We start from the raw sequence: 24,360 nt of genomic DNA, 5'->3' as shown, positions 1-24,360 counted from the left end.
GAGGCTGCCGCATCGAGCGAAGAGCAAGAGGACAGCGATGAAGGCAGTAATTCTGGCAGGCGGCCTGGGTACGCGGATTAGTGAAGAGTCGCATCTCAAGCCCAAGCCGATGATCGAGATTGGCGGCAAGCCAATTCTTTGGCACATCATGAAGCAGTACTCCGCGCATGGCATTCATGATTTCGTGATTTGCCTGGGCTACAAGGGCTATGCGATCAAGGACTTCTTCGCCAACTATTTCCTGCATACCTCCGACGTCACGTTCGACATGTGCAATAACCGAATGGACGTGCACCAGAATTACAGTGAGCCGTGGCGCGTCACGCTGATCGATACCGGCGAAGAGACCATGACGGGCGGACGTCTGCGTCGCGCGGCGCGTTATCTGGAGGGCGAAAAAGCATTCTGTTTCACCTACGGCGATGGTGTCTCGGACCTCAATATCGGCGCTCTGGTGGACTTCCATCTGGCGCACGGCAAGCTCGCAACCGTGACAGCGGTACAACCGCCGGGACGTTATGGCGCGCTGGAGCGCGACGGCGACACGGTGTTGGGCTTCACCGAAAAACCACGCGGCGACGGTGGCTGGATCAACGGCGGTTTTTTTGTCCTGTCGCCCAAGGTTTTGCCGTACATCGCTGATGATCAAACCTCTTGGGAAGCCGAACCCCTCGCGGCGCTTGCGGGCGAAGCTCAACTGCAAGCGTTCCAGCACGACGGCTTCTGGCACCCGATGGACACCCTGCGAGACAAGAATCACCTGGAAGCCTTATGGCAGAGCGGGGAGGCCCCATGGAAGCAATGGGACTAAGCCCGGAATTCTGGAGCGGCAAACGGGTGTTGTTGACCGGTCACACCGGCTTCAAAGGCAGTTGGCTAACCCTCTGGCTGCAAAGCCTGGGGGCCGAGGTCAACGGGTTCTCGCTTGATCCATCGACCGAGCCAAGCCTGTTCGAACTCGCGCGTGTTCATGAAGGCATCAACGATCAGCGCGGCGACCTGCGTGACTTGGGTGCCTTGCTGGAATTGATCGCCGAGACCCAACCGGAAATCGTCCTGCACCTGGCGGCTCAACCGTTGGTGCGCGAAGGGTATCGCGATCCGCTGGGGACCTACTCCAGTAACGTCATGGGCACCTTGAATCTGCTTGAGGCCATCCGTCAGGTAGGCGGTGTGCGGGCCTGCGTGCTGGTCACCACTGACAAGGTTTACGCCAATCAGGAATGGTTGTGGCCGTACCGTGAAAACGAAGCGCTCGGTGGCCACGACCCTTACAGCAGCAGCAAAGCCTGTTGCGAGTTGTTGGCCCAGTCCTACGCGGCTTCGTTCTTCCCTGCTGAAAAATATGCCGATCATGGTTTGGCGCTGGCCACGGCGCGGGCGGGCAATGTTCTGGGCGGCGGTGATTTCGCCCCGGAGCGGTTGATTCCCGATGTGCTGCAAGCCTGGTCCGCGGACAAACCTGTCACCCTGCGCAACCCGCACGCAGTCCGTCCCTGGCAGCACGCGCTGGAGCCGCTGGCCGGTTACCTGCAGTTAGCCGCGGGCCTTTACGAGCAAGGCCCGGCGTTCGCCGGTGCGTGGAACTTCGGCCCGAGCGAAGCCGACATGTGCAGCGTCGGCGAAGTCGTCGAATTGCTCGCCAGCCGCTGGCCCCAGGCACGTGGATTGCGCATCGAGCCCAGTGATATGCATGAAGCCGGTCTGCTACGTCTGGACAGCAGCCGGGCTCGTCAACTGCTGGCCTGGCAACCGCGCTGGTCGTTGCAACAGTGCCTGACCCAGACACTCGACTGGCACTTGGCGTGGCAGAACGGCGATGACATGCGCGCCTTCACCCTGGGTCAGTTGAACCTGTATCGAGGCGCGTTGTGAGCGAATTTCTGCTGAACGCATTGCCGCTGAACGGCTTGTTCAGCGTGCAGCACAAACGCTTCGAAGATGATCGCGGGCACTTCGCCCGGCTGTTCTGTGAAGGTAGCCTGAAGGCGTTTGACCAAGCGTTTCATATTCGTCAGATCAACCATTCCTGCACCCGCGAACGGGGCAGTGTGCGCGGTTTGCATTACCAGGACGCGAACGCGCCGGAAGCTAAATTGATCACCTGCCTGCGCGGCGAAGTCTGGGATGTCGCCGTTGATTTGCGGCCCGACTCCAAGACTTTCCTGGACTGGCACGCCGAGTACCTGCGAGCCGGCGACGGGCGCAGCCTGCTTATCCCTGCCGGATTCGCCCATGGCTTTCAGACGCTGACCGATGACGCCGAGTTGCTCTATCTGCACAGCGCCGACTACGCGCCGGCGCACGAAAGTGGCCTGTCGGTGAACGATCCTCGGCTGGCGATTGCCTGGCCGTTGCCTGTCAATAATCTGTCAGCCAGGGACGCCAGCCATCCCTTGCTTGATGAACGTTTCCCTGGAGTACGTCTATGAATTGCCGTGGTTGCGGTACTCCTTTGGCCCTGCCGCTGATCGACCTCGGCACCTCTCCGCCGTCCAATGCTTACGTGCGCGCCGATCAACTCGACCAGGCCGAACAGTGGGTGCCACTCAAAGTCGCGGTGTGTCAGCAATGCTGGCTGGTGCAAACCGAGGATTACACCAGCGCCGACAGCCTGTTCGACGCCGAGTACGCTTATTTCAGTTCGTTTTCCAGTACCTGGCTGGCGCATGCCGATCGCTACGTTGCCGAAATGGTTGAGCGCCTGGGCCTGGACACCGACAGCCGCGTGGTGGAAATCGCCGCCAATGACGGATACCTGTTGCAATACGTGGCGGGGCGCGGCATTCCGTGTCTGGGTGTCGAGCCGACCCACAGCACCGCGCAAGCGGCACGGGAAAAGGGCCTGGACATCCGCGAGTTGTTCTTCGGCCGAGAAACCGCTTTGCAGTTGAAAGCCGAGGGCTGGTCCGCAGACCTGATGGCCGCCAACAATGTGTTGGCGCACGTCCCGGACATCAATGATTTCCTCGGTGGTTTCGCGACACTACTCAAGCCCGCCGGCGTGGCGACGTTCGAGTTCCCGCAGCTGCTGACACTGATGGCCGGGCAGCAATTCGACACGCTGTATCACGAACACTATTCCTACCTGTCATTGACCGCTGTGCAGACGTTGTGTGAACGCAACGGCCTGCATGTGTTCGACGTCAGTCGGCTGTCGACCCATGGCGGTTCGCTTCGGGTATTCGTGCAACGGGCCGACGGGCTACGTCGCGACGTGCAACCCGCCGTGGCGGCGCAGTTGCACGCCGAACTCGCTGCCGGGGTGAAAACCCCGGCTTACTACGCGACTCTGGCCCCCGCCGCCGAGGCCATCAAGCACCAACTGCTGCGTTTTCTGCTGCAGGCAAAAGCCGAGGGCAAACGCGTAGTCGGTTACGGCGCCGCCGCCAAGGGCAACACGCTGCTCAACTACGCCGGGGTCAAGCCAGACCTGCTGGCGTGGGTAGCAGATGCCAATCCGCACAAGCAAGGTAAATACCTGCCGGGTAGTCGCATTCCGATTGTTTCGCCGGCGCAGATCGATGTGGAGAAGCCCGATTACATTCTGGTTCTGCCCTGGAACCTGTTGAACGAAGTCAGTCAACAACTGGCCCACGCCCGCGAATGGGATGCTCGTTTTGTGATCGCCGTACCTGAGTTGACCATTCTGTGAAGGTCCTGGTCACCGGAGCAACCGGGTTTGTCGGTCGCCATCTGGTCACTGCTTTGCTTGCCCGTGGATGCGCGGTCCGCGCTGTGGCACGCAACGCCGAGACCGCTGCGAACCTGCCGTGGATCGACGCGGTAGAGTTCGTTGCCGCCGATATTCATGCCGCTGACCTCGATATGCTTGCATTGACCGCCGGCGTTGACGCTTTGGCGCATTTGGCCTGGCCGGGTTTGCCGAACTATCAGGCACTGTTTCATTTCGAGCACAACCTGATGGCCGATTACCGGTTCATCAAGGGAGCGGTCGAGGCCGGCGTCTCGCAAGTGCTGGTGACCGGGACGTGTTTCGAATACGGGCTGCAGAGCGGGCCGCTCAGCGAGCGGACCCCGCCGCAGCCGGACAATCCATACGGGTTAGCCAAAAACACCTTGCGTTTGTTCCTGGAAAATCTGCAGCGGGTTCAACCTTTCAATCTGCAATGGGCACGTCTGTTTTACCTGCACGGCGAAGGGCAAAACCCGAACAGTTTGCTAGCGGCGCTGGACCGCGCAATCGATAACGGTGACGACAGTTTCGACATGTCGGCCGGGGAACAATTGCGTGATTACCTGACCATCGAGACAGCCGCTGGCTACCTCTCGACGATCCTGCAACAGCGTGACTTCAACGGCGTAATCAATTGCTCCAGCGGCCAGCCGATTTCGGTCCGAGCGCTGGTCGAGGAACGAGTGCGTCAGCGGCGTGCGGCGATCCGTTTGAATCTTGGTCACTACCCGTACCCGACGCACGAGCCGATGGCGTTCTGGGGTGTAGCGGACCGTTTGCAACAGTTACTGGGAGCAGATCATGAGGCATGAGTTGTATCGGGCCGCCGGCCTGCCGGTGTTGCAGAACCGCACCTTTGCCGACCCGGCGTCCGCCAGAGCCTCGGCGTGTGCCGACCTGGTACTGGTCCAGGATGAGAAGAGCGGGTTGATCTTCAATCAGGCCTTCGATGCGAACACACTCAGCTACGACGCCGACTACCAGAACGAGCAGGCACATTCGGGACAGTTCCAGAAACACCTGAGTGATGTCGAAGGCATCATTGCCCGCCATTTCAGGGGGCGGGAGCTGATCGAAGTCGGTTGCGGCAAAGGCTACTTCCTCGAGCTGCTCAAAGGGGCGGGCTACACCATAACCGGCATCGACCCGGCGTACGAAGGCAGTAACGACGACGTCATCAAGGCACCGTTTACCCGCGGCCTTGGCCTGTCAGCCGACGCCATCGTGCTGCGTCACGTGCTGGAACACATTCAGAACCCGGTGGGATTTCTCGCCGAAATGGCCGATGCCAATCAGGGCGGGCAGATATACATCGAAGTGCCGTGCTTCGACTGGATTCTGGAGCACCGTGCCTGGTTCGACCTGTTCTACGAACACGTCAATTATTTCCGCCTCGATGATCTGCGCCGGATGTTCGGCACGGTCCACGAGGCCGGTCACCTGTTCGGCGGCCAATACCTGTACATCGTTGCAGACCTGGCAACCTTGCGCCTCACGCCTGAACAACCGGTGCCACGCCTCGACCTGCCTTCAGACTTCACCCGCAGCCTGGACCGGGCAGTGCAGATTATTCAAGCCGCACCCGAAAAAGGATCGGCGATCTGGGGCGCCTCCTCCAAAGGCGTGATTTATTCGCTGTTCCTGCAGCGAGCGGGTGTAGCGGTGGACCGCGTGGTGGATATCAATCCGGCCAAACAAGGACGCTATTTGCCCATCAGCGGTGCGCGGGTGTCCTCGCCCGCGGAGGCGATGGACGCCTTGCCCAAAGCCGCCAATCTGTTTGTGATGAACTCCAATTACCTCGAAGAAATCAAGCGGATGACCGGTGGACGTTATGTCTATCACGCCGTCGACAGCGCTTCGTTCCAGTGACTATTGAGATGAAAAAAATGACCGACAACACCATCAATAAAGCCTTCGAAGCCGAATGCCAGGCAGAAATCGCTCGTCAGGGCGACGACCAGAAATTGGCCGGCCTGGCCCGGGATTTCTTCAACGAATCGGCTCGGCACAAGTACAGCTACCACTTCTCCTGGATGGGGCGCCCGATCATTCAACTGCCCCAGGACATGATGGCGATGCAGGAAATCATCTGGCAGGTCAAACCCGATCTGGTCATTGAATGCGGTATCGCTCACGGCGGCTCGATCATCTACTACGCATCATTGCTGGAGCTGCAAGGTCACGGTGAAGTGCTGGGCATCGATCTGGACATTCGTGCGCACAACCGCGACGCCATCGAAAGTCATCCGATGAGCAAGCGCATCAAGATGATCGAAGGGTCGAGCATAGACCCGCAGATCGCGGCACAAGTGCGTGCTGCGGCAGAAGGCAAGAAAGTCATTCTGGTGCTGGATTCCAACCACACCCACGATCACGTGCTCGAAGAGCTGCGCCTTTATGCACCGCTGGTGTCGGTGGATAGCTACTGCGTGGTCATGGACACCGTGGTGGAAGACATGCCGGCCGACTTCTTTCCTGACCGTCCCTGGGGCCCGGGCGACAATCCGAAAACCGCAGTCTGGAAATACCTTGAGGAAAACCAGGACTTTGAAATTGATCGGCAACTGCAAAACAAGCTGCTGATCACCGTGGCGCCGGACGGTTACCTGCGTCGCGTTCGTTAATCAAAAACAGTTTCAGGTTCTTGGCGATTGGCCGGTTGTGGGGATTGAAGATGCAAGTTCAAAACAGTGCTCGAAACGACGTTGCTCCGCTGAGCGAACGGCTCACGGTGGTGGTGATTTCCCATAACCGCAATGCCTTTCTACGGCGTACCTTGCAGTATTACAGCGCCTATCCCTGCACGATTCTGGTCCTGGATTCTTCCTCTCAGGGCGATGAACAGCTGGCCCGGGAGTTCCCGTCTGTGGACTACCGCCATTTGCCGCAATACACCTACAAAGGGTTGCAGGAAAAGCTGACCTACGGCGTCAGCCAGGTCACTACGCCGTTCATGGTGTTCGCTGCCGATGACGATTTTCTGCTGCACCGTGCTCTGACCGAATCCGTAGAGTTTCTGGAAGCCAATCCTGACTATGGCGTTTGCCATGGCTACGGGTTCATGTACCTGGCCCGGGCGACGGAGGTGAATTATTACCGCCGCGATCGCAAGGTACATGAGGACTACAACTCGGAGTTGGCTGAAGACCGAGTCGTGCGCTTCATGGATAATTTCCTGCCGCCTTTCTATGCGGTCACGCGTACTGATTTGCTGCAAGCCTGGTACAGCCTGTTGCCCCAGGGCACTGGTTTCGAATGGCAGGAAATCGGCCATACGTTCTACCTGCTGGCGTGCGCCAAAGCGCGGATTCTGCCTATTCCGTTTGCGGTACGGGAGATCAATTACGGTGCCTCGGAGCACAACACCAACGTCTTGACAGTCCTGACCTTCAAGGATGCCAAAAGCGTTGCCGACCGCGAGCAGTTTGCCGAGTTTTTGGCCTCGATTCCGACGCCAATCAGGGAAATGGGCGCGGCCCGTGCCAAGCAGGTTGCTCTGGACAGTTTTTCCGCCATGGCCGATTGCCTGCTGGAAGGACGCTCACTCAAAGGTACCCAGATCATTCGTTCCGCGTGGACTCAGGCAGGAGAAGAGCCGAAACGGACATTCGGTCCCGAGCAGTTTGTCGAGATGCCGTTCTACAACAAGCCGATATTCGACCTGCTGACCGAGTTTGAATTTCTGTTGCATGCCATGCCGGCTGGCCGGATTCAACTTCAGGAGCTCGAAGGGATTCTGCTCAAGCAACACGAGCTGATGCGCATCCACCCCAATGACAATGACCGAACCGTGCGCAGCCGATTGTGGGAAGCGTTAAGCCTGAACGTGTTCAACCGGGAGGTGGTCAAGCGGCTGGCGCTGTCGCTTGAAACCAGCGAAGAACCGCAGGAAGGTATCAAGCTGAAGGCTTGGGCGGAGCGTCTGGACGCTTTGCCCGGTCAGCAAAACCGCCGACTGTTCGAAAACATGCCATCGGGTCGTTTGCTGAATTGGCTGCAAGCACGCAATCCGGACGCTCAGCAACTGACTTCGATTGCCGCGCATTTGGCCAAACACCATGGCGGTCCGCAATTCTGCATCCTGCTGTTGGATCTGGATGGCGACATGTTCAAGTTGCAATCTACGTTTGACAGCCTGGTGGGAGGTCACTGCAAGGCGTTCAGCCTGGTGGTGTTGACTACCGGTGATTTGCCCGCAACCACGACCGCGCGCGACACCGTGCATTTCGTCAAAGTCACGGCCAACAACTATGTCGAGCACATTAATCAGGGCGTTGCCCAGTCTGCAGCTGACTGGGTGCTGCTGGTCGAGGCGGGTGACCAATTCACCGAAAGCGGTTTGCTCCGCGCCAGCCTGGAGCTGTGTGGCGCCGAAGGCGTGCGTGCGGTAGCCATGGATGAAGTTCAGCGTCAGGCCAACGGTGCGCTGACCCAAGTATTCCGCCCTGGGGTCAACCTGGATTTGCTGCAAAGCGTGCCTTCATTGATGGCCAGGCATTGGTTGATCCAGCGCGATGTCTGGAAACAGGCCGGTGGCCTTTCGAGCGACCATCTGAAGGCACTGGAGTTTGACCTGTTGCTGCGTCTGATTGATCAAGGTGGGATGGCAGGGCTGGCACACCTGGCCGAACCTTTGCTTATCTGCAACGCGCCGGAGACCGAGGAAAACGCCCAGGAACGTCAAGTGTTGGCCCGCTCCCTGTCAGCGCGGGGCTACCGCGCTCAAGTCAGCTCGGCGCTGCCGCTGACTTACCAGATCGACTATCAACACGCCGCACGACCGCTGGTGTCGATCATCATCCAGAGTGATGACAACCTTGAATGCGTGCAACGTACGCTGGTCAGTGTTTTGCAACGCACCCGTTACCAGCGTCACGAAATACTGATTGCCGATAATCACAGCCAATCCCAAGAGTTGTCCGACTGGTTGAACAGCCTGGAAGCGAAGGGCGACCGGATTCGTGTACTGCGCAGCGCCCAGCGTGTCAGCCCATCGACGTTGGCCAATGCGGCCTGTACCGAGGCGAAAGGCGAGTATTTGCTGCTGTTGTCCGCAGGGGCGCAGGTAATCAACGCCAACTGGCTGGAAAGCCTGATCAATCAGGCGCAGCGGCCCGAAGTTGGCGTTGTCGGTGCCAAGCTCATGGATGTTCGTGGCGTAACCACTCAGGCCGGCCTTGTTCTTGGTGCGAATGGCGACATTGGTTCGGCGTTGGTCGGGCAGCGCAAGGACGAATTGGGCTACCTCAATGGTCATCAGGTTGAGCAGAACTATTCAGCTGTTTCAGGTACATGCCTGATGATTCGCAAGGACCTGTATGAAACAGTCGGTGGTCTGGATGAAGAGCATTTTGCCGAGGCCTTCGCGGATGTCGATTTGTGCTTGAAGGTCGCCGATGCTGGCTATCTCACCGTCTGGACGCCACAAGCCCAGTTGCTGCATTCGGGTGAGCTGCCTGAGGCTCCTGGGGTGCGTGCTGCGCTGCAGGACAAGTGGCGTGCCCGCTTCGAGCACGATGTGACGTCCAACCCGAACCTGATCCTGACCGGCAAAGGCTTCGCCCTCAGTGAACCGATCAGCCTGAACTGGGCGCAGTTACTCGCCTGAGTCTGTGCGGTGAAGGGGGAGGGCGAAGCGTTCATTGAGCCTGTGCGCGGTGCGCGTTGACTGAAGTCGCGCGCGCTGCAGCTTGCTTCCAGGCCCTGGTGCCCATCCGGCGATCAAGCCTGGAAGGCGGCCTGGCGGGTCAGCGATCAAGTATCGCTTGCACGCTGATTCGGCAAAATAGCGTGACCTGCGAGTCATAACGCGCATCTTCACTGTATTGTATTGATCGGGAAGGTGGTGCCTGGCCTGTTTCTGGCCCAGTGATAACCCTTTTTCTTCCCGTTGTCGGCTCGAATGAGGCGACATTTTTCTTTGTTTGTCGGCGCCCCTCGATTCCTTGCGAGCGGTGGTATCAGGCTGTTTTTTATTGGGAAGCCGTAATGATTGGCATAAAAAGCATTGCGAGCTACGTACCTGTAGCCGGCGTGGACAATTACGCACAAGGTGCAAAATTCGAGAAGGATGAAGACTTCATCCTGGGCAAGATCGGTTCGGCTTTCCTGCCGCGCAAAGACGCTGATCAGGAAACTTCGGACTTGTGCGTAGAGGCAGTCAATGCACTATTCGCCAATAACCCGGACTTGAAGCGCGATTCCATTGATGTACTGATCGTTGTCACCCAGAACGGCGACGAGGAAGGACTGCCTCACACTGCGGCCATCGTTCAGGACAAGCTGGGCTTGTCGACCAACGTAGCTGCATTCGATATTTCCCTGGGCTGCTCTGGCTATGTCTATGGCATTTATGCGATCAAAGGATTCATGGAAGCCGCTGGGCTGAAGAACGGCTTGTTGGTCACGGCCGACCCTTACTCCAAGATCGTAGACCCGGAAGACCGCAATACCACAATGCTCTTTGGTGATGCCGCAACTGCAACGTGGATGGGTGAAGACGCACCGTGGCAATTGGGTAAAGCCAAGTTCGGCACCGATGGTTCTGGCGCGCCCCATCTTAAGGTCACCGATGGCGTGTTCTATATGAACGGTCGTCAAGTCTTTAACTTCGCACTGCTGAAGGTGCCAGCGCACTTGCATGAGTTGCTCGCTGACTCCGACCTTTGCGCTGCCGACATTGATGCTTTCTGCATTCACCAGGGCAGCGCCGCGATTGTCGACGCCGTGGCGCGTCGCTTTGAGGGGGAGCCGGAGAAATTCTTGAAGGATATGGTCGAGACCGGCAACACGGTGTCTTCGAGCATCCCCTTGTTATTGGAAAAGCACGTATTGGACTCTGACTGGAAGCGCATTGCGATCAGCGGATTTGGCGTGGGTTTATCCTGGGGCTCGGCGATTATTTATCGTCCTTGACCTCACGCTGAATAGAGAAACGCTCCCGCTAAGGAGCGTTTTTTTTTTGCCCCTCAACAGGCAGGTGTAAGCCTGTCCACAGGGTTCAGAGGTGAAGCCAATTACATGACGTCATTTATTTTGCCTGCCATCTGGTCTGGCGGCCTTGATTTACGGGGGGTGGCAGTGTGATGGCAATATTTTTTCAAAAACCCCTAAAGCAAGTTGCATTTACGACGATAACTATTACGTAGGTTCTCTAGGCCACACCCGGCGGTTGCCAGGGCCGGAAGCCGCAGTATCCAACCAACGAGGAATTCGTCATGGCTTTAACAGTAAACACTAACGTTACATCGTTGAACGTTCAGAAAAACCTGAACCGTGCTTCCGACGCTCTGTCGACTTCGATGACTCGTCTGTCTTCCGGCCTGAAAATCAACAGCGCTAAAGATGATGCCGCTGGCCTGCAAATCGCCACCCGTATGACCTCGCAGATTCGTGGTCAGACCATGGCAATCAAAAACGCCAACGACGGTATCTCGATCGCTCAGACCGCTGAAGGCGCGATGCAGGAATCGACCAACATTCTGCAGCGTATGCGTGAATTGGCCGTACAAGCACGAAACGACTCCAACAGCACAGACGACCGTGCTGCTCTGAACAAAGAATTCGCGACCATGTCGGACGAACTGACTCGTATCGCCAATTCGACCAACCTGAACGGCAAGAACCTGATCGACGGCTCCGCTGGCACCATGACCTTCCAGGTCGGTTCCAACACTGGCGCTGACAACCAGATCACCCTGACTCTGGACAGCGGTTTCGACGCAGCCACTCTGAGCGTTGACTCTGGCGCCATCGCCATCACCGGTACTGACAGCGCCACTGCAGAAGCCAGCTCTGCTGCTGCAATCGACGCGATCGACGCGGCACTGAAAACCATCAACACCGCTCGTGCCGACCTCGGTGCTGCACAAAACCGTCTGACCAGCACCATCTCCAACCTGCAGAACATCAACGAAAACGCCAGTGCTGCACTGGGTCGCGTACAAGATACCGACTTCGCTTCCGAGACTGCACAGCTGACCAAGCAACAAACTCTGCAACAAGCTTCTACCGCAGTTCTGGCTCAGGCCAACCAACTGCCATCCGCTGTACTGAAACTGCTTCAGTAATAGCTGGTGAGTTTTGGGCGGGGGAGTGCGTTTATCGCACTCTCTCGCTTTTTTGATTTAGCGAGGTGATGGACATGGATATGAGCGTGAAGCTGAACTTGTCTTATCCTGCGGCCAAGCCGGTAGTGCCCGTTGCTGAGGCAACCGCAGAAAAGCCTCGAGCTGATGCTGCGCCAGTGGCATTGGTCAAGGATGAGCCCAAAGATGCAATCAGTGAGCGGGATAAACTGAAAATGGCCGTTCAAGAAATTGAAAAGTTCGTGCAGTCGGTCAAGCGTAACCTGGAGTTCTCTATCGACGAGCCTTCAGGCAAAGTCGTTGTCAAAGTTATTGCCAGTGATTCCGGTGAGGTGGTCCGTCAGATCCCCAACGCAGAAGTCCTGAAACTGGCCACTAGCTTGAATGACGCGAGCAGTCTGCTGTTCAGCGCGAGAGTCTGACGGCTGGCATGAAACTTGTTGCTATGTTCTTTTGAGCGTTGTAGTGGTCAAAAGACCGGCGAGACACTGAAGGGAGATTCACATGGCAAGTCCAATTCTACCGGGCCTGGGCTTAGGCTCCGGCCTCGATACCGGTGCAATCGTCAAGGCATTGGTCGATTCCGATAAAGCAGCCAAGCAAGGTCAGATTGATCGGGGCGCAAAAACCAACACCTCATCCATTTCCGGTGTTGGCAGTCTCAAGTCATTGCTCGCCACGTTCCAGGCATCCCTGAGGACGCTGGGCAATACTATCGAGCCGCAGTTCACTGGTTTCTCCGCCAGCTCTTCCGATCCCAAAGTCCTGACGACCACCGCTAACAACTCGGCGGTTAATGGCATTTACAAAGTCAATGTCTCGCAGCTCGCGACAGGCTCAAAAGTTGCCACTGCTGCCTTCGATGGCGGTTCCACGGCTTCCGTCAATGGCGGAGCTGCCGGCTCGTTGACCATCTCCCAAGGCGTGCCGGGGGGAACAGCGAAAACCTACGACCTCGATATACCTGCCGGCTCTACCCTCGAGTCCGTTGCCAAAGCGCTCAATGACAAATTTCAATTCAGTGGCCTGAGCGCCAACATCATTACCGACAACTTTGGCTCGCGACTGGTCGTCAGCTCGGCGAACACTGGCGCGGGAACTGATATCTCGCTCAGCGGTGTGGGTCTCGATGTTGACGGTTCCCAGGTCATCCCTGCAGTGTCTACCAAGACCTCTGCGGGGTCGGTTGGCGCACTCGCGAAGGACGCTTTGTTCACGGTTGATGGTCTCTCGGTCAGCAGTCCGACCAACAAACTGGAGAAGACTGTTTCCGGCCTGTCGATGACGCTGCTTGGCACAGGCCCATCGCAAGTTCTGGTGACCACCAACACCGATGGTTTGAAGGCCTCGATTCAGAAGTTCGTCGATGCCTATAACGCAGTGGCCAATGCCGTTACGGCACTGACCAAGCCCTCGCTCGATGACGATGGCAAGCCGACCATCCCCGCAGCATTGACCGGCGACGCGATGCCACGCTCGATACTTGCAGCCATGCGCGGGCCATTATCGGAAACGGGCACCGGCGACAAGCTAACGGTATTGTCGCAGCTGGGTATTACCACGGATCAGAAAACCGGAGCGTTGAATTTCGACAGCACCAAGTTCAGTGCTGCGATGAATGACAAGAAGCTCGGCGGGGAAGTGCAAACGCTGTTTTCCGGTGAGACTGGTCTTCTGGCTCGCATGAGCAAGGTGTTGACACCTTATACCGAGACCGGCGGAATTCTTGATGCACGCAACACTGCGCTCACCAAAACCAAGACGAAACTGGCCAACGACCAGTTGGCACTGGATCGTCGAATTGAAAGCCTCACCGCTGTACTGACGAAAAAGTACAACGACATGGACACGCTTGTCGGTAAGCTCAAGGCCACTGCGAATAACATCACGTCGATGTTCGAAGCCATGGCTGCACAGCAGAAGAACAGCTGACAACATGGAAGCGCCAAAAGCCCGGCAGCGTCATTTGACTCTCCGGGCTTTTGTGTTTTGGCGACTAAAGTTTTTTGACGCACCGTCGATATATTGTTTATACGAACCACAGATTTCATATGAGGTAGAACATGAACCCGATGTTAGCCCTTCGCCAATACCAGAAGATTGGCGCGCAAGCGCAGACTTCCGAAGCCAGCCCCCATCGTCTCGTGCAGATGCTGATGGAAGGTGGCCTTGATCGTATTGCCCAGGCCAAAGGCGCGATGGAGCGCAAAGACATTCCTAACAGGGGTGTGTTGATCGGAAAGGCCATCGGCATCGTCGGTGGTTTGCGTGAAGGTCTTGATCTCGAAAACCAGGCGGAGTCTGTAGGTGAGCTGGATAAGCTGTACACCTACATGATGAAGCGTCTGGCCGAAGCCAACATCAAGGCCGATCCAAAGATACTCGACGAAGTCGCCGATCTGCTACGTACCGTCAAAGACGGTTGGGATGCTATCGCCGCGCCGGGTCCGCAGTTTTAAGGAGATCACCATGAGTCTTGTCTTGCAGCGTATCGAACAAACCCGTGAAGGCCTGGTGGGTGCACTGGCCGAGCGAAACTGGGAAGCCATTGGTGCATTGGACCTGGCTTGCCGATCCTGCATGGAAGACGTTTTGAGTGAAGCTGCCGTGGACGAGGCCGCGTTGCGCGACAACCTTGAAGAGCTGCTCAGTGTGTACAAAAAGCTGCTCGAAGCAGCGACGGGCGAGCGTCAGGCGATAGTTGAGGAGATGTCGCAGATCCATCAAGCACAGAGTGCAGCAAAGGTTTACCATCTGTTCGGTTGAAAAACCGTCAGTTAATCGAAACTTTTCTGCGCCATAAATTTGACTGTGCGGCTTTTTTTGACTTAACTAGTGGCTGTTTACGATTACCAGACGTCTACAGGCATATGGTGTCTGCAAGCGTCCAGCTTGCCCCTTTTTGGGCATCCGAGTTTGACTAGGGAAGTTGCTATTGCATGTGGCGTGAAACCAAAATTCTGCTGATAGATGACGATAGCGTCCGCCGCCGCGACCTGGCGGTGATTCTAAATTTTCTTGGTGAAGAAAATTTACCCTGCGGAAGCCATGACTGGCAGCAGGCGGTCGGCTCATTGTCATCCAGTCGTGAAGTGATCTGTGTCCTGATCGGGACGGTCAATGCGCCAGGCGCACTTTTGGGCTTGTTAAAGACACTCTCAACCTGGGATGAGTTCCTTCCGGTTCTGTTAATGGGCGATAACTCTTCCGTTGACCTGCCTGAAGACCAGCGGCGCAGAGTGCTTTCCACCCTCGAAATGCCGCCCAGCTACAGCAAACTGCTGGATTCGCTGCACCGTGCCCAGGTCTATCGCGAGATGTACGACCAGGCCCGCGAGCGCGGTCGCCATCGTGAACCCAATCTTTTCCGCAGCCTCGTCGGCACCAGCCGGGCGATTCAGCACGTCCGCCAGATGATGCAGCAGGTCGCCGATACTGACGCCAGCGTGCTGATCCTCGGCGAGTCCGGCACTGGCAAGGAAGTGGTCGCGCGCAACCTGCACTATCACTCCAAGCGACGTGACGCGCCGTTCGTACCCGTCAACTGCGGCGCGATCCCGGCCGAGCTGCTGGAAAGCGAGCTGTTCGGCCATGAGAAGGGCGCTTTTACCGGCGCGATCACCAGCCGCGCCGGACGCTTCGAACTGGCCAACGGCGGCACTCTGTTTCTCGATGAAATCGGTGACATGCCGCTGCCCATGCAGGTCAAACTCCTGCGCGTGTTGCAGGAGCGCACCTTCGAACGCGTGGGCAGCAATAAAACCCAGAGCGTTGATGTGCGCATCATTGCCGCAACCCACAAGAATCTCGAGAGCATGATCGAGATCGGTAGCTTCCGCGAAGATTTGTACTATCGCCTGAACGTGTTCCCGATCGAGATGGCGCCGCTGCGTGAACGCGTCGAAGACATTCCCCTGCTGATGAACGAATTGATCTCGCGCATGGAGCACGAGAAGCGCGGTTCGATCCGCTTCAACTCCGCCGCGATCATGTCACTGTGCCGTCACGGCTGGCCGGGCAACGTTCGTGAACTCGCCAACCTGGTGGAACGCATGGCGATCATGCATCCGTACGGTGTGATCGGCGTGGTCGAACTGCCGAAGAAATTCCGCTATGTCGATGACGAAGACGAGCAACTGGTCGACAGCTTGCGCAGCGATCTCGAAGAGCGCGTGGCCATCAACGGTCACACGCCGGATTTCACCGCAAACGCCATGCTGCCGCCGGAAGGTCTCGATCTCAAAGACTACCTGGGTGGTCTCGAGCAAGGGCTGATTCAGCAAGCACTCGATGATGCCAACGGCATCGTTGCCCGTGCTGCCGAACGCCTGCGGATTCGTCGCACAACGCTGGTTGAAAAGATGCGCAAGTACGGCATGAGTCGTCGTGACGGTGATGAACAGGCGGATGATTGACGCCTGTTTTTCAAGTCGCTCATTTATAAGCGGTTTTTTTTAGGCACGGGTATTGCTACATCCCTCGCAACGTTCCGTTTCACTGACGGTCAGCCAAGCGAGAGAGCACAATGCCCCAAGCCGCCCAGATTCTTCCTGTCCCAGACGTATCGGGGCAACCCCCGTCCGTAGAACAGGTGAGCCGGCTTGGCCTTGAGCAGGCATTTTCGCTGTTCAATCAGATGTCCAGCCAGTTGACTGACTCCTACAGCTTGCTCGAAGCGCGGGTCACCGAGCTCAAGGGTGAGCTGGCAGTGGTCAGTGCTCAGCGCATGCAGGAGCTGGCGGAAAAAGAACGCCTGGCCAACCGCCTGCAAAACCTCCTCGATTTGTTGCCCGGCGGTGTCATCGTCATCGATGCCCAAGGCATCGTCCGTGAAGCCAACCCTGCCGCTTGTGAGCTGCTCGGTCTGCCCCTTGAGGGCGAGCTGTGGCGCCACGTGATTGCCCGGTGCTTCGCGCCTCGCGAGGACGATGGTCACGAAATCTCGCTGAAGGACGGTCGGCGATTGTCGATCGCCACTCGTTCGCTCGATGCCGAACCTGGTCAACTGGTGCTGCTCAACGACCTGACCGAAACCCGCCATCTGCAGGCTCAACTGGCTCGCCATGAAAGGCTGTCGTCGCTTGGCAAAATGGTCGCTTCGCTGGCGCATCAGATTCGTACGCCATTGTCGGCTGCGCTGCTCTATGCCAGTCACCTGACCGAGCAGGCATTGCCGGTGGAAACCCAGCAGCGTTTTGCTGGACGACTGAAGGAACGTCTGCACGAGCTGGAGCATCAAGTCCGCGACATGCTGGTGTTTGCGCGCGGCGAGTTGCCTCTGACGGATCGCATTACCCCGGCGCTGTTGATGCAGTCGCTGCAATCGGCTGCACTGACCCACGTTCAGGAGTTGCCGATCCGCTGGCAGTGCGACAGTCATGCGGGAGAGTTGTTGTGCAACCGCGATACGCTGGTCGGTGCCATTCTCAATTTGCTCGAAAATGCCATCCAGGCCAGTGCCGGTGAAGTGCGCCTCAAGGTTCATCTCTACACCCGTGGCGACACCTTGCGCGTGTGCGTCAGCGACAATGGCAGTGGCATCGACAGCGAAATACTGGCGCGATTGGGTGAGCCATTTTTCACTACCAAAACCACCGGCACCGGCCTCGGCCTGACGGTTGTCAAGGCAGTGGCGCGTGCCCATCAGGGCGAATTGCAGATGCGCTCGCGGCCGGGTCGCGGCACGTGTGCGCAAGTGATCCTGCCGCTTTTCTCCAGCGAGCGGCCCAATGCGCAGGTTGCGGAGTGAGCATGCGAATCAAGGTTCTACTGGTCGAGGATGACCGTTCGTTACGCGAAGCATTGGCCGACACGCTATTGCTCGCCGGCCACGATTACACGGCTGTCGGTTCCGCAGAAGAAGCGCTGGAAGCAGTCGCTTTCGAGTCCTTCAATCTTGTGCTCAGTGACGTCAACATGCCCGGCATGGACGGCCATCAGTTGCTTGGTCTCTTGCGCGCCCGTCAGCCGCAACTGCCGGTTCTGCTGATGACGGCACATGGCGCAGTCGAGCGCGCAGTCGATGCCATGCGCCAGGGCGCAGCGGATTATCTGGTCAAACCCTTCGAGCCCAAAGCACTGCTCGATCTGGTGGCGCGCCATGCGCTGGGTAATCTCGGCGCTGTGGAGGGCGAAGGCCCGGTCGCTTTCGAACCGGCCAGCGCACAGTTACTGGAACTGGCCGCGCGGGTGGCGCGCAGTGATTCCACAGTATTGATCTCCGGTGAGTCCGGCACCGGTAAAGAAGTGCTCGCCCGCTACATCCATCAGCATTCCCATCGTGCCAGCCAGCCGTTCATCGCGATCAACTGCGCGGCGATTCCGGACAACATGCTTGAAGCGACCTTGTTCGGTCACGAGAAAGGCTCGTTCACTGGCGCCATTGCGGCACAGGCTGGCAAGTTCGAACAGGCCGACGGCGGCACGATTCTGCTCGATGAAATTTCCGAAATGCCACTCGGCCTTCAGGCCAAACTGCTGCGCGTTCTGCAGGAGCGTGAAGTCGAGCGTGTCGGCGCACGCAAACCGATCACTCTGGATATTCGGGTGGTTGCAACCACCAACCGTGACCTGGCCGGCGAAGTGGCGGCGGGGCGATTCCGTGAAGATCTCTACTACCGGCTCTCGGTGTTCCCGCTCGCCTGGCGGCCATTACGCGAGCGCACCGCCGATATCCTGCCGCTGGCAGAGCGGCTTTTGAACAAGCACGTCAATAAAATGAAGCATGCGGCAGCCAAATTATCGCCCGCGGCACAGGCATGTCTGATTAGTTACCCATGGCCGGGCAATGTGCGCGAACTGGATAACGCCATTCAGCGCGCGCTCATCCTGCAGCAGGGTGGTTTGATCCAGCCACAGGACTTCTGCCTTACCGGGCCAGTCATCTTTGCACCTCTGTCGCCAGTCGCGCCGGCATCGATGGGTACGCTGCAAGCCGAGTCTGAACCTGCCGGGGCGCTGGGCGATGACCTGCGTCGTCGCGAATTCCAGATGATCATCGACACCCTGCGCGCCGAGCGTGGTCGGCGCAAGGAAGCGGCCGAGCGGCTGGGCATCAGTCCGCGCACTCTGCGTTACAAACTGGCGCAAATGCGCGACGCCGGGATGGATGTGGAAGCGTATCTGTTCGCCACCTGACGAGGGCTGCGACAATGTCCCGCAGGCCTTTTGTTCAGCGCTGCCATCGAGCTGGCACCGGTCTTGCTAACACCTCATTACCCGCCGAGTGAGTGTCAAAAAATTGCGGGTCGCCAAAGAGAGCAGATCATGAGCCAAGGTATTGAATTCAATCGATTGATGCTGGACATGCGGGCCATGCAAATGGATGCCATGTCTGCGCCTAAGTCGACTGCCGCCGTCCCTGAATTGAGTGGCAGCAGCTTTTCCGACATGCTCGGTCAGGCCGTGAATAAAGTCAGCGAAACCCAGCAAGCGTCCAGTCAGTTGGCCTCCGCCTTCGAGATCGGCAAAAGCGGCGTCGACCTGACGGACGTGATGATTTCCTCGCAGAAAGCCAGTGTGTCTTTTCAAGCGCTGACCCAGGTGCGTAACAAACTGGTTCAGGCTTACCAAGACATCATGCAGATGCCGGTATAAGGACGAGATTGAGTCATGGCAGATGCAGCCGCCGATAATGTTCCGGCCAAGTCCACTCCGATAGACGGCAAAGCGCCGCTGTTCGGTTTGTCCTTCCTGGAAAACCTCTCCGAGATGACCATGTTGCGTCAGGTAGGCCTGTTGGTCGGCCTGGCTGCGAGCGTGGCAATTGGCTTCGCCGTCGTGTTGTGGTCGCAGCAACCGGACTACCGCCCGTTGTACGGCAGCCTTGCCGGTATGGACGCCAAACAGGTCATGGACACCCTGGCCGCCGCTGATATTCCTTACACCGTCGAACCTAACTCCGGCGCCTTGCTGGTCAAGGCCGAAGACCTGTCCCGTGCGCGGCTCAAACTCGCGGGCGCTGGTGTCACTCCCAGCGATGGCAACATCGGTTTCGAGATTCTCGACAAGGAGCAGGGCCTGGGCACCAGCCAGTTCATGGAGGCGACGCGTTATCGTCGCGGCCTTGAAGGCGAACTGGCGCGGACCATTTCCAGCCTGAACAACGTCAAGGGTGCGCGGGTGCACCTGGCCATCCCGAAAAGCTCGGTGTTCGTGCGCGACGAGCGCAAGCCAAGCGCGTCGGTTCTGGTCGAACTGTATTCCGGCCGTTCGCTGGAGCCGGGTCAGGTGGTGGCGATCATCAACCTGGTCGCTACCAGCGTGCCAGAACTGAGCAAATCGCAAATCACCGTGGTCGACCAGAAGGGCAACCTGCTGTCGGATCAGGCGGAGAACTCCGAACTGACGATGGCCGGCAAGCAATTCGATTACAGCCGTCGCATGGAAAGCATGCTGACCCAGCGCGTGCACAACATTCTGCAGCCGGTGTTGGGCAACGATCGCTACAAAGCCGAAGTCTCGGCTGACGTCGATTTCAGCGCCGTCGAGTCGACCTCCGAGCAGTTCAACCCGGATCAGCCGGCGTTGCGCAGCGAGCAGTCGGTCAACGAACAACGCACCACCAGCAATGGCCCGCAAGGTATTCCCGGCGCACTGAGCAATCAGCCGCCAGCGCCAGCCTCGGCGCCGCAAACCACCGGTGGTGCTACGGCGGCGGCCGGTATGGTGCAGCCAGGCCAGCCGCTGCTGGACGCCAACGGTCAACAGGTCATGGACCCGGCCACCGGCCAGCCAATGCTCGCACCGTACCCGGCGGACAAGCGTCAGCAGTCCACCAAGAACTTCGAGCTCGACCGTTCCATCAGCCACACCAAACAACAGCAGGGCCGTTTGAATCGCCTGTCAGTGTCGGTAGTTGTCGACGATCAGGTCAAGGTCAATGCGGCCAACGGTGAAACCAGCCGTGCGCCGTGGACCGCTGACGAACTGGCACGCTTCACGCGTCTGGTTCAGGACGCCGTTGGTTTCGATGCCAGCCGTGGCGACAGCGTCAGCGTGATCAACATGCCATTCTCCGCCGAGCGCGGTGAAGTGATCGCCGACATTCCGTTCTACTCCCAGCCGTGGTTCTGGGACATCGTCAAGCAAGTGCTGGGTGTGTTGTTCATTCTGGTGCTGGTGTTCGGTGTACTGCGTCCGGTGCTCAACAACATCACCGGTGGCGGCAAAGGCAAGCAGCTGGCCGGCATCGGCAGCGACGTCGAACTGGGTGGCATGGGCGGTCTTGACGGCGAACTGGCCAACGACCGCGTCAGCCTCGGTGGTCCGCAGAGCATTCTGCTGCCGAGCCCAAGTGAGGGCTATGACGCACAGTTGAACGCAATCAAGAGTCTGGTGGCAGAAGATCCGGGTCGTGTGGCTCAGGTCGTGAAAGAGTGGATTAACGCTGATGAGTGATAACCGAGTCGCTGCCGAAAAACTGACCAAAGTCGACAAGGCCGCGATCCTGCTGCTGTCGCTGGGTTCGACCGATGCTGCCCAGGTGTTGCGCCACATGGGGCCCAAAGAGGTCCAGCGTGTCGGCGTGGCCATGGCCCAAATGGGTAACGTGCACCGCGAGCAGGTCGAACAGGTGATGAGCGAGTTCGTCGACATCGTCGGCGATCAGACCAGTCTGGGCGTTGGCTCCGACGACTACGTGCGCAAAATGCTCACGCAGGCGCTGGGCGAAGACAAGGCCAACGGCCTTATCGACCGTATCCTGCTGGGTGGCAACACCAGCGGCCTCGACAGCCTGAAGTGGATGGAACCGCGCGCCGTGGCCGACGTGATCCGTTACGAGCACCCGCAGATCCAGGCGATCGTGGTGGCGTATCTCGACCCGGACCAGGCCGGCGAAGTGCTTGGCAATTTCGACCACAAGGTGCGTCTGGACATAATCCTGCGCGTCTCGTCGCTGAACACCGTGCAGCCAGCAGCACTTAAAGAGCTTAACCAGATTCTCGAGAAACAGTTCTCCGGCAACTCGAATGCCTCACGCACCACCCTCGGTGGCATCAAGCGTGCGGCCGATATCATGAACTTCCTCGACAGCTCGATCGAAGGTCAGCTGATGGATTCGATCCGCGAAGTCGACGAAGACCTGTCCGGTCAGATCGAAGACCTCATGTTCGTGTTCAACAACCTCGCCGACGTCGACGACCGCGGCATCCAGGCGCTGTTGCGCGAAGTCTCCTCCGATGTGCTGGTGCTGGCCCTCAAAGGCTCCGACGAAGGCGTCAAGGAAAAGATCTTCAAGAACATGTCCAAACGAGCGGCCGAGCTGCTGCGCGACGACCTCGAGGCGAAAGGCCCGGTGCGCGTCAGCGACGTCGAAACCGCACAGAAAGAAATCCTCACCATTGCTCGCCGTATGGCCGAAGCCGGAGAAATCGTTCTCGGCGGGAAGGGCGGCGAAGAGATGATCTAAATTCACTATGTCGACCAAACACGATGAGTCCCAAACCGACCTGATCCGTGCCAAGGATGTCGGTGGTTTCGATATCTGGTCGCTGCCAAGCTTCGATCCGCATGTGCCTGAACCCGAGCCGGAACTGGAGCTCGAGCCCGAGCCGCCGGAGATGGAGGAAGTGCCGCTGGAGGAAGTCCAGCCACTGACCCTCGAAGAACTCGAAAGCATTCGTCAGGAGGCCTACAACGAAGGCTTCGCGGTGGGCGAGAAAGAAGGTTTTCATAGCACCACGTTGAAGGTTCGTCAGGAAGCGGAAGCCGCTTTGGCGACCAAGATTGCCGCGCTTGAGGAGCTGATGGCTCATCTGTTCGAACCGATCGCCGAGCAGGACACGCTGATTGAGCGGTCGCTGGTGGACCTCGTGCAGCACGTCACCAAACAGGTGATTCAGCGGGAACTGGCCATCGACTCGACGCAGATCGAAAGCGTCATGCGTGACGCGCTCAAGCTGTTGCCGTTGGGCGTGAATAACGTGCGTCTGTTCATCAATCCGCAGGATTTCGAACAGGTTAAAGCCCTGCGCGAGCGTCACGAGGAAACCTGGCGCATTGTCGAGGATGAAGCCTTGCTGCCTGGTGGCTGCCGCGTTGAAACCGAGCACAGCCGCATCGACGCCACGGTGGAAACCCGCGTCGCCCGCGTGATGGACAAGTTGTTCGATCAAATGCACGAACAGTCCCTGAACCCGTCCGCGCCCGACATAAGCCTTGAATTGCCGATCGAAACCAAGCCGGTCGCCGAGCCAGTAGCGAACGATCCCGATGCGCCTTGATCGCACCAGCTTCGCCAAGCGCCTGGGTACGTATGCCGAGGCGACTGAACTGGCCGGCGCGCCGATTCTCGAAGGTCGCTTGCTGCGTATGGTCGGCTTGACCCTTGAGGCCGAAGGCTTGCGTGCCGCCATGGGCAGTCGCTGCATGGTCATCAATGACGACAGTTATCACCCGGTTGAAGTGGAAGCCGAAGTCATGGGCTTTTCCGGCAGCAAGGTATTCCTGATGCCGGTTGGCAGCGTCGCCGGCATCGCCCCGGGCGCTCGCGTGGTACCGCTGGCCGACACAGGGCGACTGCCGATGGGCATGAGCATGCTCGGTCGGGTGCTGGATGGTGCCGGTCGCGCGCTGGACGGCAAAGGCGGAATGAAAGCCGAAGACTGGGTGCCGATGGACGGCCCGACCATCAACCCGCTCAAACGCCACCCGATCAGCGAACCGCTGGACGTGGGCATTCGCTCGATCAACGGCCTGTTAACGGTGGGGCGCGGTCAGCGTCTTGGCCTGTTCGCCGGTACCGGCGTCGGCAAGAGCGTACTGTTGGGCATGATGACGCGTTTCACCGAGGCCGACATTATTGTCGTCGGCCTGATCGGCGAGCGCGGTCGCGAAGTCAAGGAATTCATCGAGCACAGCCTCGGTGAAGAAGGCCTCAAGCGCGCCGTGGTCGTTGCGTCCCCAGCGGATGATGCGCCGTTGATGCGCCTGCGCGCTGCGATGTACTGCACACGCATTGCCGAGTATTTCCGCGACAAGGGCAAGAACGTGTTGTTGCTCATGGATTCGCTGACCCGATTTGCCCAGGCCCAGCGGGAAATCGCCTTGGCCATCGGTGAACCGCCAGCGACCAAAGGGTATCCGCCATCGGTGTTCGCCAAATTGCCAAAACTGGTGGAGCGCGCCGGTAACGCCGAGAAGGGCGGCGGTTCGATCACGGCCTTTTACACCGTTTTGTCTGAAGGTGATGATCAGCAGGACCCGATCGCCGATTCGGCGCGAGGCGTGCTCGACGGCCACATCGTGTTGTCTCGCCGCCTGGCCGAAGAAGGTCATTACCCGGCCATTGATATCGAAGCGTCGATCAGCCGGGTCATGCCGTCGGTGGTCACGCAGGAACACATGAACCGCGCTCAGTATTTCAAACAATTGTGGTCGCGCTACCAGCAAAGCCGCGACCTCATCAGCGTGGGCGCCTACGTCCCCGGCGGTGACCGCGAGACCGATCTGGCGATTGCCCTGCATCCGCAGCTGGTCAAATACCTGCGGCAGGGTTTGAACGACAGCATCAGCCTGGGTGAGAGCGAAGCCTATCTCGGCTCGATCTTCGCGCCCGCGGCCGGCGGTTAA

Annotated in this window: 22 protein-coding genes; all 22 read left to right on the top strand. The window is 58.4% G+C overall.

The features are described 5' to 3' along the window. Positions 1–37: 37 nt before the first annotated feature. Positions 38–811, top strand: coding sequence for a glucose-1-phosphate cytidylyltransferase (gene rfbF, locus ACYZTS_RS25440; protein WP_461992929.1), 774 nt, complete (start codon positions 38–40; stop codon positions 809–811). Next, complete coding sequence (gene rfbG / locus ACYZTS_RS25435) at positions 793–1,875, top strand: CDP-glucose 4,6-dehydratase (protein ID WP_461992927.1); 1,083 nt, start codon at positions 793–795, stop codon at positions 1,873–1,875. Before rfbF ends, rfbG begins: the two co-directional genes overlap by 19 nt. Next, positions 1,872–2,432: a dTDP-4-dehydrorhamnose 3,5-epimerase family protein gene (locus ACYZTS_RS25430; protein ID WP_461992925.1), complete on the top strand. Its 561-nt coding sequence runs from the start codon at positions 1,872–1,874 to the stop codon at positions 2,430–2,432. The genes rfbG and ACYZTS_RS25430 overlap by 4 nt, the downstream gene beginning before the upstream one ends. Next, positions 2,429–3,655, top strand: a complete 1,227-nt coding sequence (locus tag ACYZTS_RS25425) for a methyltransferase domain-containing protein (RefSeq protein ID WP_461992923.1) — start codon at positions 2,429–2,431, stop codon at positions 3,653–3,655. The genes ACYZTS_RS25430 and ACYZTS_RS25425 overlap by 4 nt, the downstream gene beginning before the upstream one ends. Further along, entirely contained in the window at positions 3,652–4,509 is an 858-nt protein-coding gene (locus tag ACYZTS_RS25420; RefSeq protein ID WP_461992921.1) for an NAD-dependent epimerase/dehydratase family protein, read from the top strand. The genes ACYZTS_RS25425 and ACYZTS_RS25420 overlap by 4 nt, the downstream gene beginning before the upstream one ends. Then, positions 4,499–5,569 (top strand): class I SAM-dependent methyltransferase, encoded by a 1,071-nt coding sequence (locus ACYZTS_RS25415; RefSeq protein ID WP_461992919.1) that lies wholly within the window; start codon positions 4,499–4,501, stop codon positions 5,567–5,569. The genes ACYZTS_RS25420 and ACYZTS_RS25415 overlap by 11 nt, the downstream gene beginning before the upstream one ends. 17 nt (positions 5,570–5,586) lie before the next feature. After that, positions 5,587–6,324: a cephalosporin hydroxylase family protein gene (locus tag ACYZTS_RS25410; protein WP_461992917.1), complete on the top strand. Its 738-nt coding sequence runs from the start codon at positions 5,587–5,589 to the stop codon at positions 6,322–6,324. 50 nt (positions 6,325–6,374) lie between these two features. Next, a complete protein-coding gene (locus ACYZTS_RS25405) occupies positions 6,375–9,308 on the top strand; it encodes a TIGR00180 family glycosyltransferase (RefSeq protein ID WP_461992915.1) in 2,934 nt (977 codons plus the stop codon). Between the two features lie 380 nt (positions 9,309–9,688). After that, entirely contained in the window at positions 9,689–10,615 is a 927-nt protein-coding gene (locus tag ACYZTS_RS25400) for a ketoacyl-ACP synthase III (RefSeq protein ID WP_461996546.1), read from the top strand. A gap of 302 nt (positions 10,616–10,917) precedes the next feature. Continuing rightward, entirely contained in the window at positions 10,918–11,769 is an 852-nt protein-coding gene (locus ACYZTS_RS25395; protein WP_461992913.1) for a flagellin domain-containing protein, read from the top strand. A gap of 74 nt (positions 11,770–11,843) precedes the next feature. Further along, the gene (locus ACYZTS_RS25390) at positions 11,844–12,209 is read left to right on the top strand and encodes a flagellar protein FlaG (protein WP_461992911.1); all 366 of its coding nucleotides are present in this window, start codon (positions 11,844–11,846) and stop codon (positions 12,207–12,209) included. Positions 12,210–12,291: 82 nt separating this feature from the next. After that, on the top strand, positions 12,292–13,719 hold the full coding sequence (gene fliD, locus ACYZTS_RS25385; RefSeq protein ID WP_461992909.1) for a flagellar filament capping protein FliD: 1,428 nt from the start codon (positions 12,292–12,294) through the stop codon (positions 13,717–13,719). Positions 13,720–13,850: 131 nt separating this feature from the next. Continuing rightward, positions 13,851–14,246 (top strand): flagellar export chaperone FliS, encoded by a 396-nt coding sequence (gene fliS, locus ACYZTS_RS25380; protein WP_461992907.1) that lies wholly within the window; start codon positions 13,851–13,853, stop codon positions 14,244–14,246. Between the two features lie 10 nt (positions 14,247–14,256). After that, on the top strand, positions 14,257–14,553 hold the full coding sequence (locus ACYZTS_RS25375) for a hypothetical protein (RefSeq protein ID WP_028621842.1): 297 nt from the start codon (positions 14,257–14,259) through the stop codon (positions 14,551–14,553). A 173-nt stretch (positions 14,554–14,726) separates the two neighbouring features. Then, positions 14,727–16,202 (top strand): sigma-54 dependent transcriptional regulator, encoded by a 1,476-nt coding sequence (locus ACYZTS_RS25370; protein WP_028621843.1) that lies wholly within the window; start codon positions 14,727–14,729, stop codon positions 16,200–16,202. Between the two features lie 110 nt (positions 16,203–16,312). After that, positions 16,313–17,536, top strand: coding sequence for a sensor histidine kinase (locus tag ACYZTS_RS25365; protein ID WP_461992904.1), 1,224 nt, complete (start codon positions 16,313–16,315; stop codon positions 17,534–17,536). 2 nt (positions 17,537–17,538) lie between these two features. Continuing rightward, entirely contained in the window at positions 17,539–18,924 is a 1,386-nt protein-coding gene (locus ACYZTS_RS25360; protein WP_461992902.1) for a sigma-54-dependent transcriptional regulator, read from the top strand. A gap of 129 nt (positions 18,925–19,053) precedes the next feature. Further along, a complete protein-coding gene (fliE, locus tag ACYZTS_RS25355; protein ID WP_028622095.1) occupies positions 19,054–19,383 on the top strand; it encodes a flagellar hook-basal body complex protein FliE in 330 nt (109 codons plus the stop codon). A 15-nt stretch (positions 19,384–19,398) separates the two neighbouring features. Next, positions 19,399–21,186 (top strand): flagellar basal-body MS-ring/collar protein FliF, encoded by a 1,788-nt coding sequence (gene fliF, locus ACYZTS_RS25350; protein WP_028622094.1) that lies wholly within the window; start codon positions 19,399–19,401, stop codon positions 21,184–21,186. After that, positions 21,179–22,198, top strand: a complete 1,020-nt coding sequence (gene fliG, locus ACYZTS_RS25345; protein WP_028622093.1) for a flagellar motor switch protein FliG — start codon at positions 21,179–21,181, stop codon at positions 22,196–22,198. The genes fliF and fliG overlap by 8 nt, the downstream gene beginning before the upstream one ends. 7 nt (positions 22,199–22,205) lie before the next feature. Further along, on the top strand, positions 22,206–23,012 hold the full coding sequence (gene fliH, locus ACYZTS_RS25340) for a flagellar assembly protein FliH (protein ID WP_028622092.1): 807 nt from the start codon (positions 22,206–22,208) through the stop codon (positions 23,010–23,012). Further along, positions 23,002–24,360, top strand: coding sequence for a flagellar protein export ATPase FliI (gene fliI / locus ACYZTS_RS25335; RefSeq protein ID WP_028622091.1), 1,359 nt, complete (start codon positions 23,002–23,004; stop codon positions 24,358–24,360). The genes fliH and fliI overlap by 11 nt, the downstream gene beginning before the upstream one ends.

It is taken from the genome of Pseudomonas sp. TMB3-21, assembly GCF_054898145.1.
Note: the sequence above shows the minus strand (reverse complement) of the source record. Positions and strands in the feature narration are given on the sequence as shown.

Coding starts and splice junctions, on each gene's coding strand:
- ACYZTS_RS25410 (WP_461992917.1), top strand. CDS start 5,587: ATGACCGACAACACCATCAATAAAGCCTTCGAAGCCGAATGCCAGGCA.
- ACYZTS_RS25375 (WP_028621842.1), top strand. CDS start 14,257: ATGAGTCTTGTCTTGCAGCGTATCGAACAAACCCGTGAAGGCCTGGTG.
- fliI (WP_028622091.1), top strand. CDS start 23,002: ATGCGCCTTGATCGCACCAGCTTCGCCAAGCGCCTGGGTACGTATGCC.
- ACYZTS_RS25360 (WP_461992902.1), top strand. CDS start 17,539: ATGCGAATCAAGGTTCTACTGGTCGAGGATGACCGTTCGTTACGCGAA.
- ACYZTS_RS25365 (WP_461992904.1), top strand. CDS start 16,313: ATGCCCCAAGCCGCCCAGATTCTTCCTGTCCCAGACGTATCGGGGCAA.
- ACYZTS_RS25370 (WP_028621843.1), top strand. CDS start 14,727: ATGTGGCGTGAAACCAAAATTCTGCTGATAGATGACGATAGCGTCCGC.
- rfbG (WP_461992927.1), top strand. CDS start 793: ATGGAAGCAATGGGACTAAGCCCGGAATTCTGGAGCGGCAAACGGGTG.
- ACYZTS_RS25400 (WP_461996546.1), top strand. CDS start 9,689: ATGATTGGCATAAAAAGCATTGCGAGCTACGTACCTGTAGCCGGCGTG.
- fliD (WP_461992909.1), top strand. CDS start 12,292: ATGGCAAGTCCAATTCTACCGGGCCTGGGCTTAGGCTCCGGCCTCGAT.
- fliF (WP_028622094.1), top strand. CDS start 19,399: ATGGCAGATGCAGCCGCCGATAATGTTCCGGCCAAGTCCACTCCGATA.
- fliE (WP_028622095.1), top strand. CDS start 19,054: ATGAGCCAAGGTATTGAATTCAATCGATTGATGCTGGACATGCGGGCC.
- rfbF (WP_461992929.1), top strand. CDS start 38: ATGAAGGCAGTAATTCTGGCAGGCGGCCTGGGTACGCGGATTAGTGAA.
- fliG (WP_028622093.1), top strand. CDS start 21,179: ATGAGTGATAACCGAGTCGCTGCCGAAAAACTGACCAAAGTCGACAAG.
- fliS (WP_461992907.1), top strand. CDS start 13,851: ATGAACCCGATGTTAGCCCTTCGCCAATACCAGAAGATTGGCGCGCAA.
- fliH (WP_028622092.1), top strand. CDS start 22,206: ATGTCGACCAAACACGATGAGTCCCAAACCGACCTGATCCGTGCCAAG.
- ACYZTS_RS25415 (WP_461992919.1), top strand. CDS start 4,499: ATGAGGCATGAGTTGTATCGGGCCGCCGGCCTGCCGGTGTTGCAGAAC.
- ACYZTS_RS25405 (WP_461992915.1), top strand. CDS start 6,375: ATGCAAGTTCAAAACAGTGCTCGAAACGACGTTGCTCCGCTGAGCGAA.
- ACYZTS_RS25390 (WP_461992911.1), top strand. CDS start 11,844: ATGGATATGAGCGTGAAGCTGAACTTGTCTTATCCTGCGGCCAAGCCG.
- ACYZTS_RS25425 (WP_461992923.1), top strand. CDS start 2,429: ATGAATTGCCGTGGTTGCGGTACTCCTTTGGCCCTGCCGCTGATCGAC.
- ACYZTS_RS25395 (WP_461992913.1), top strand. CDS start 10,918: ATGGCTTTAACAGTAAACACTAACGTTACATCGTTGAACGTTCAGAAA.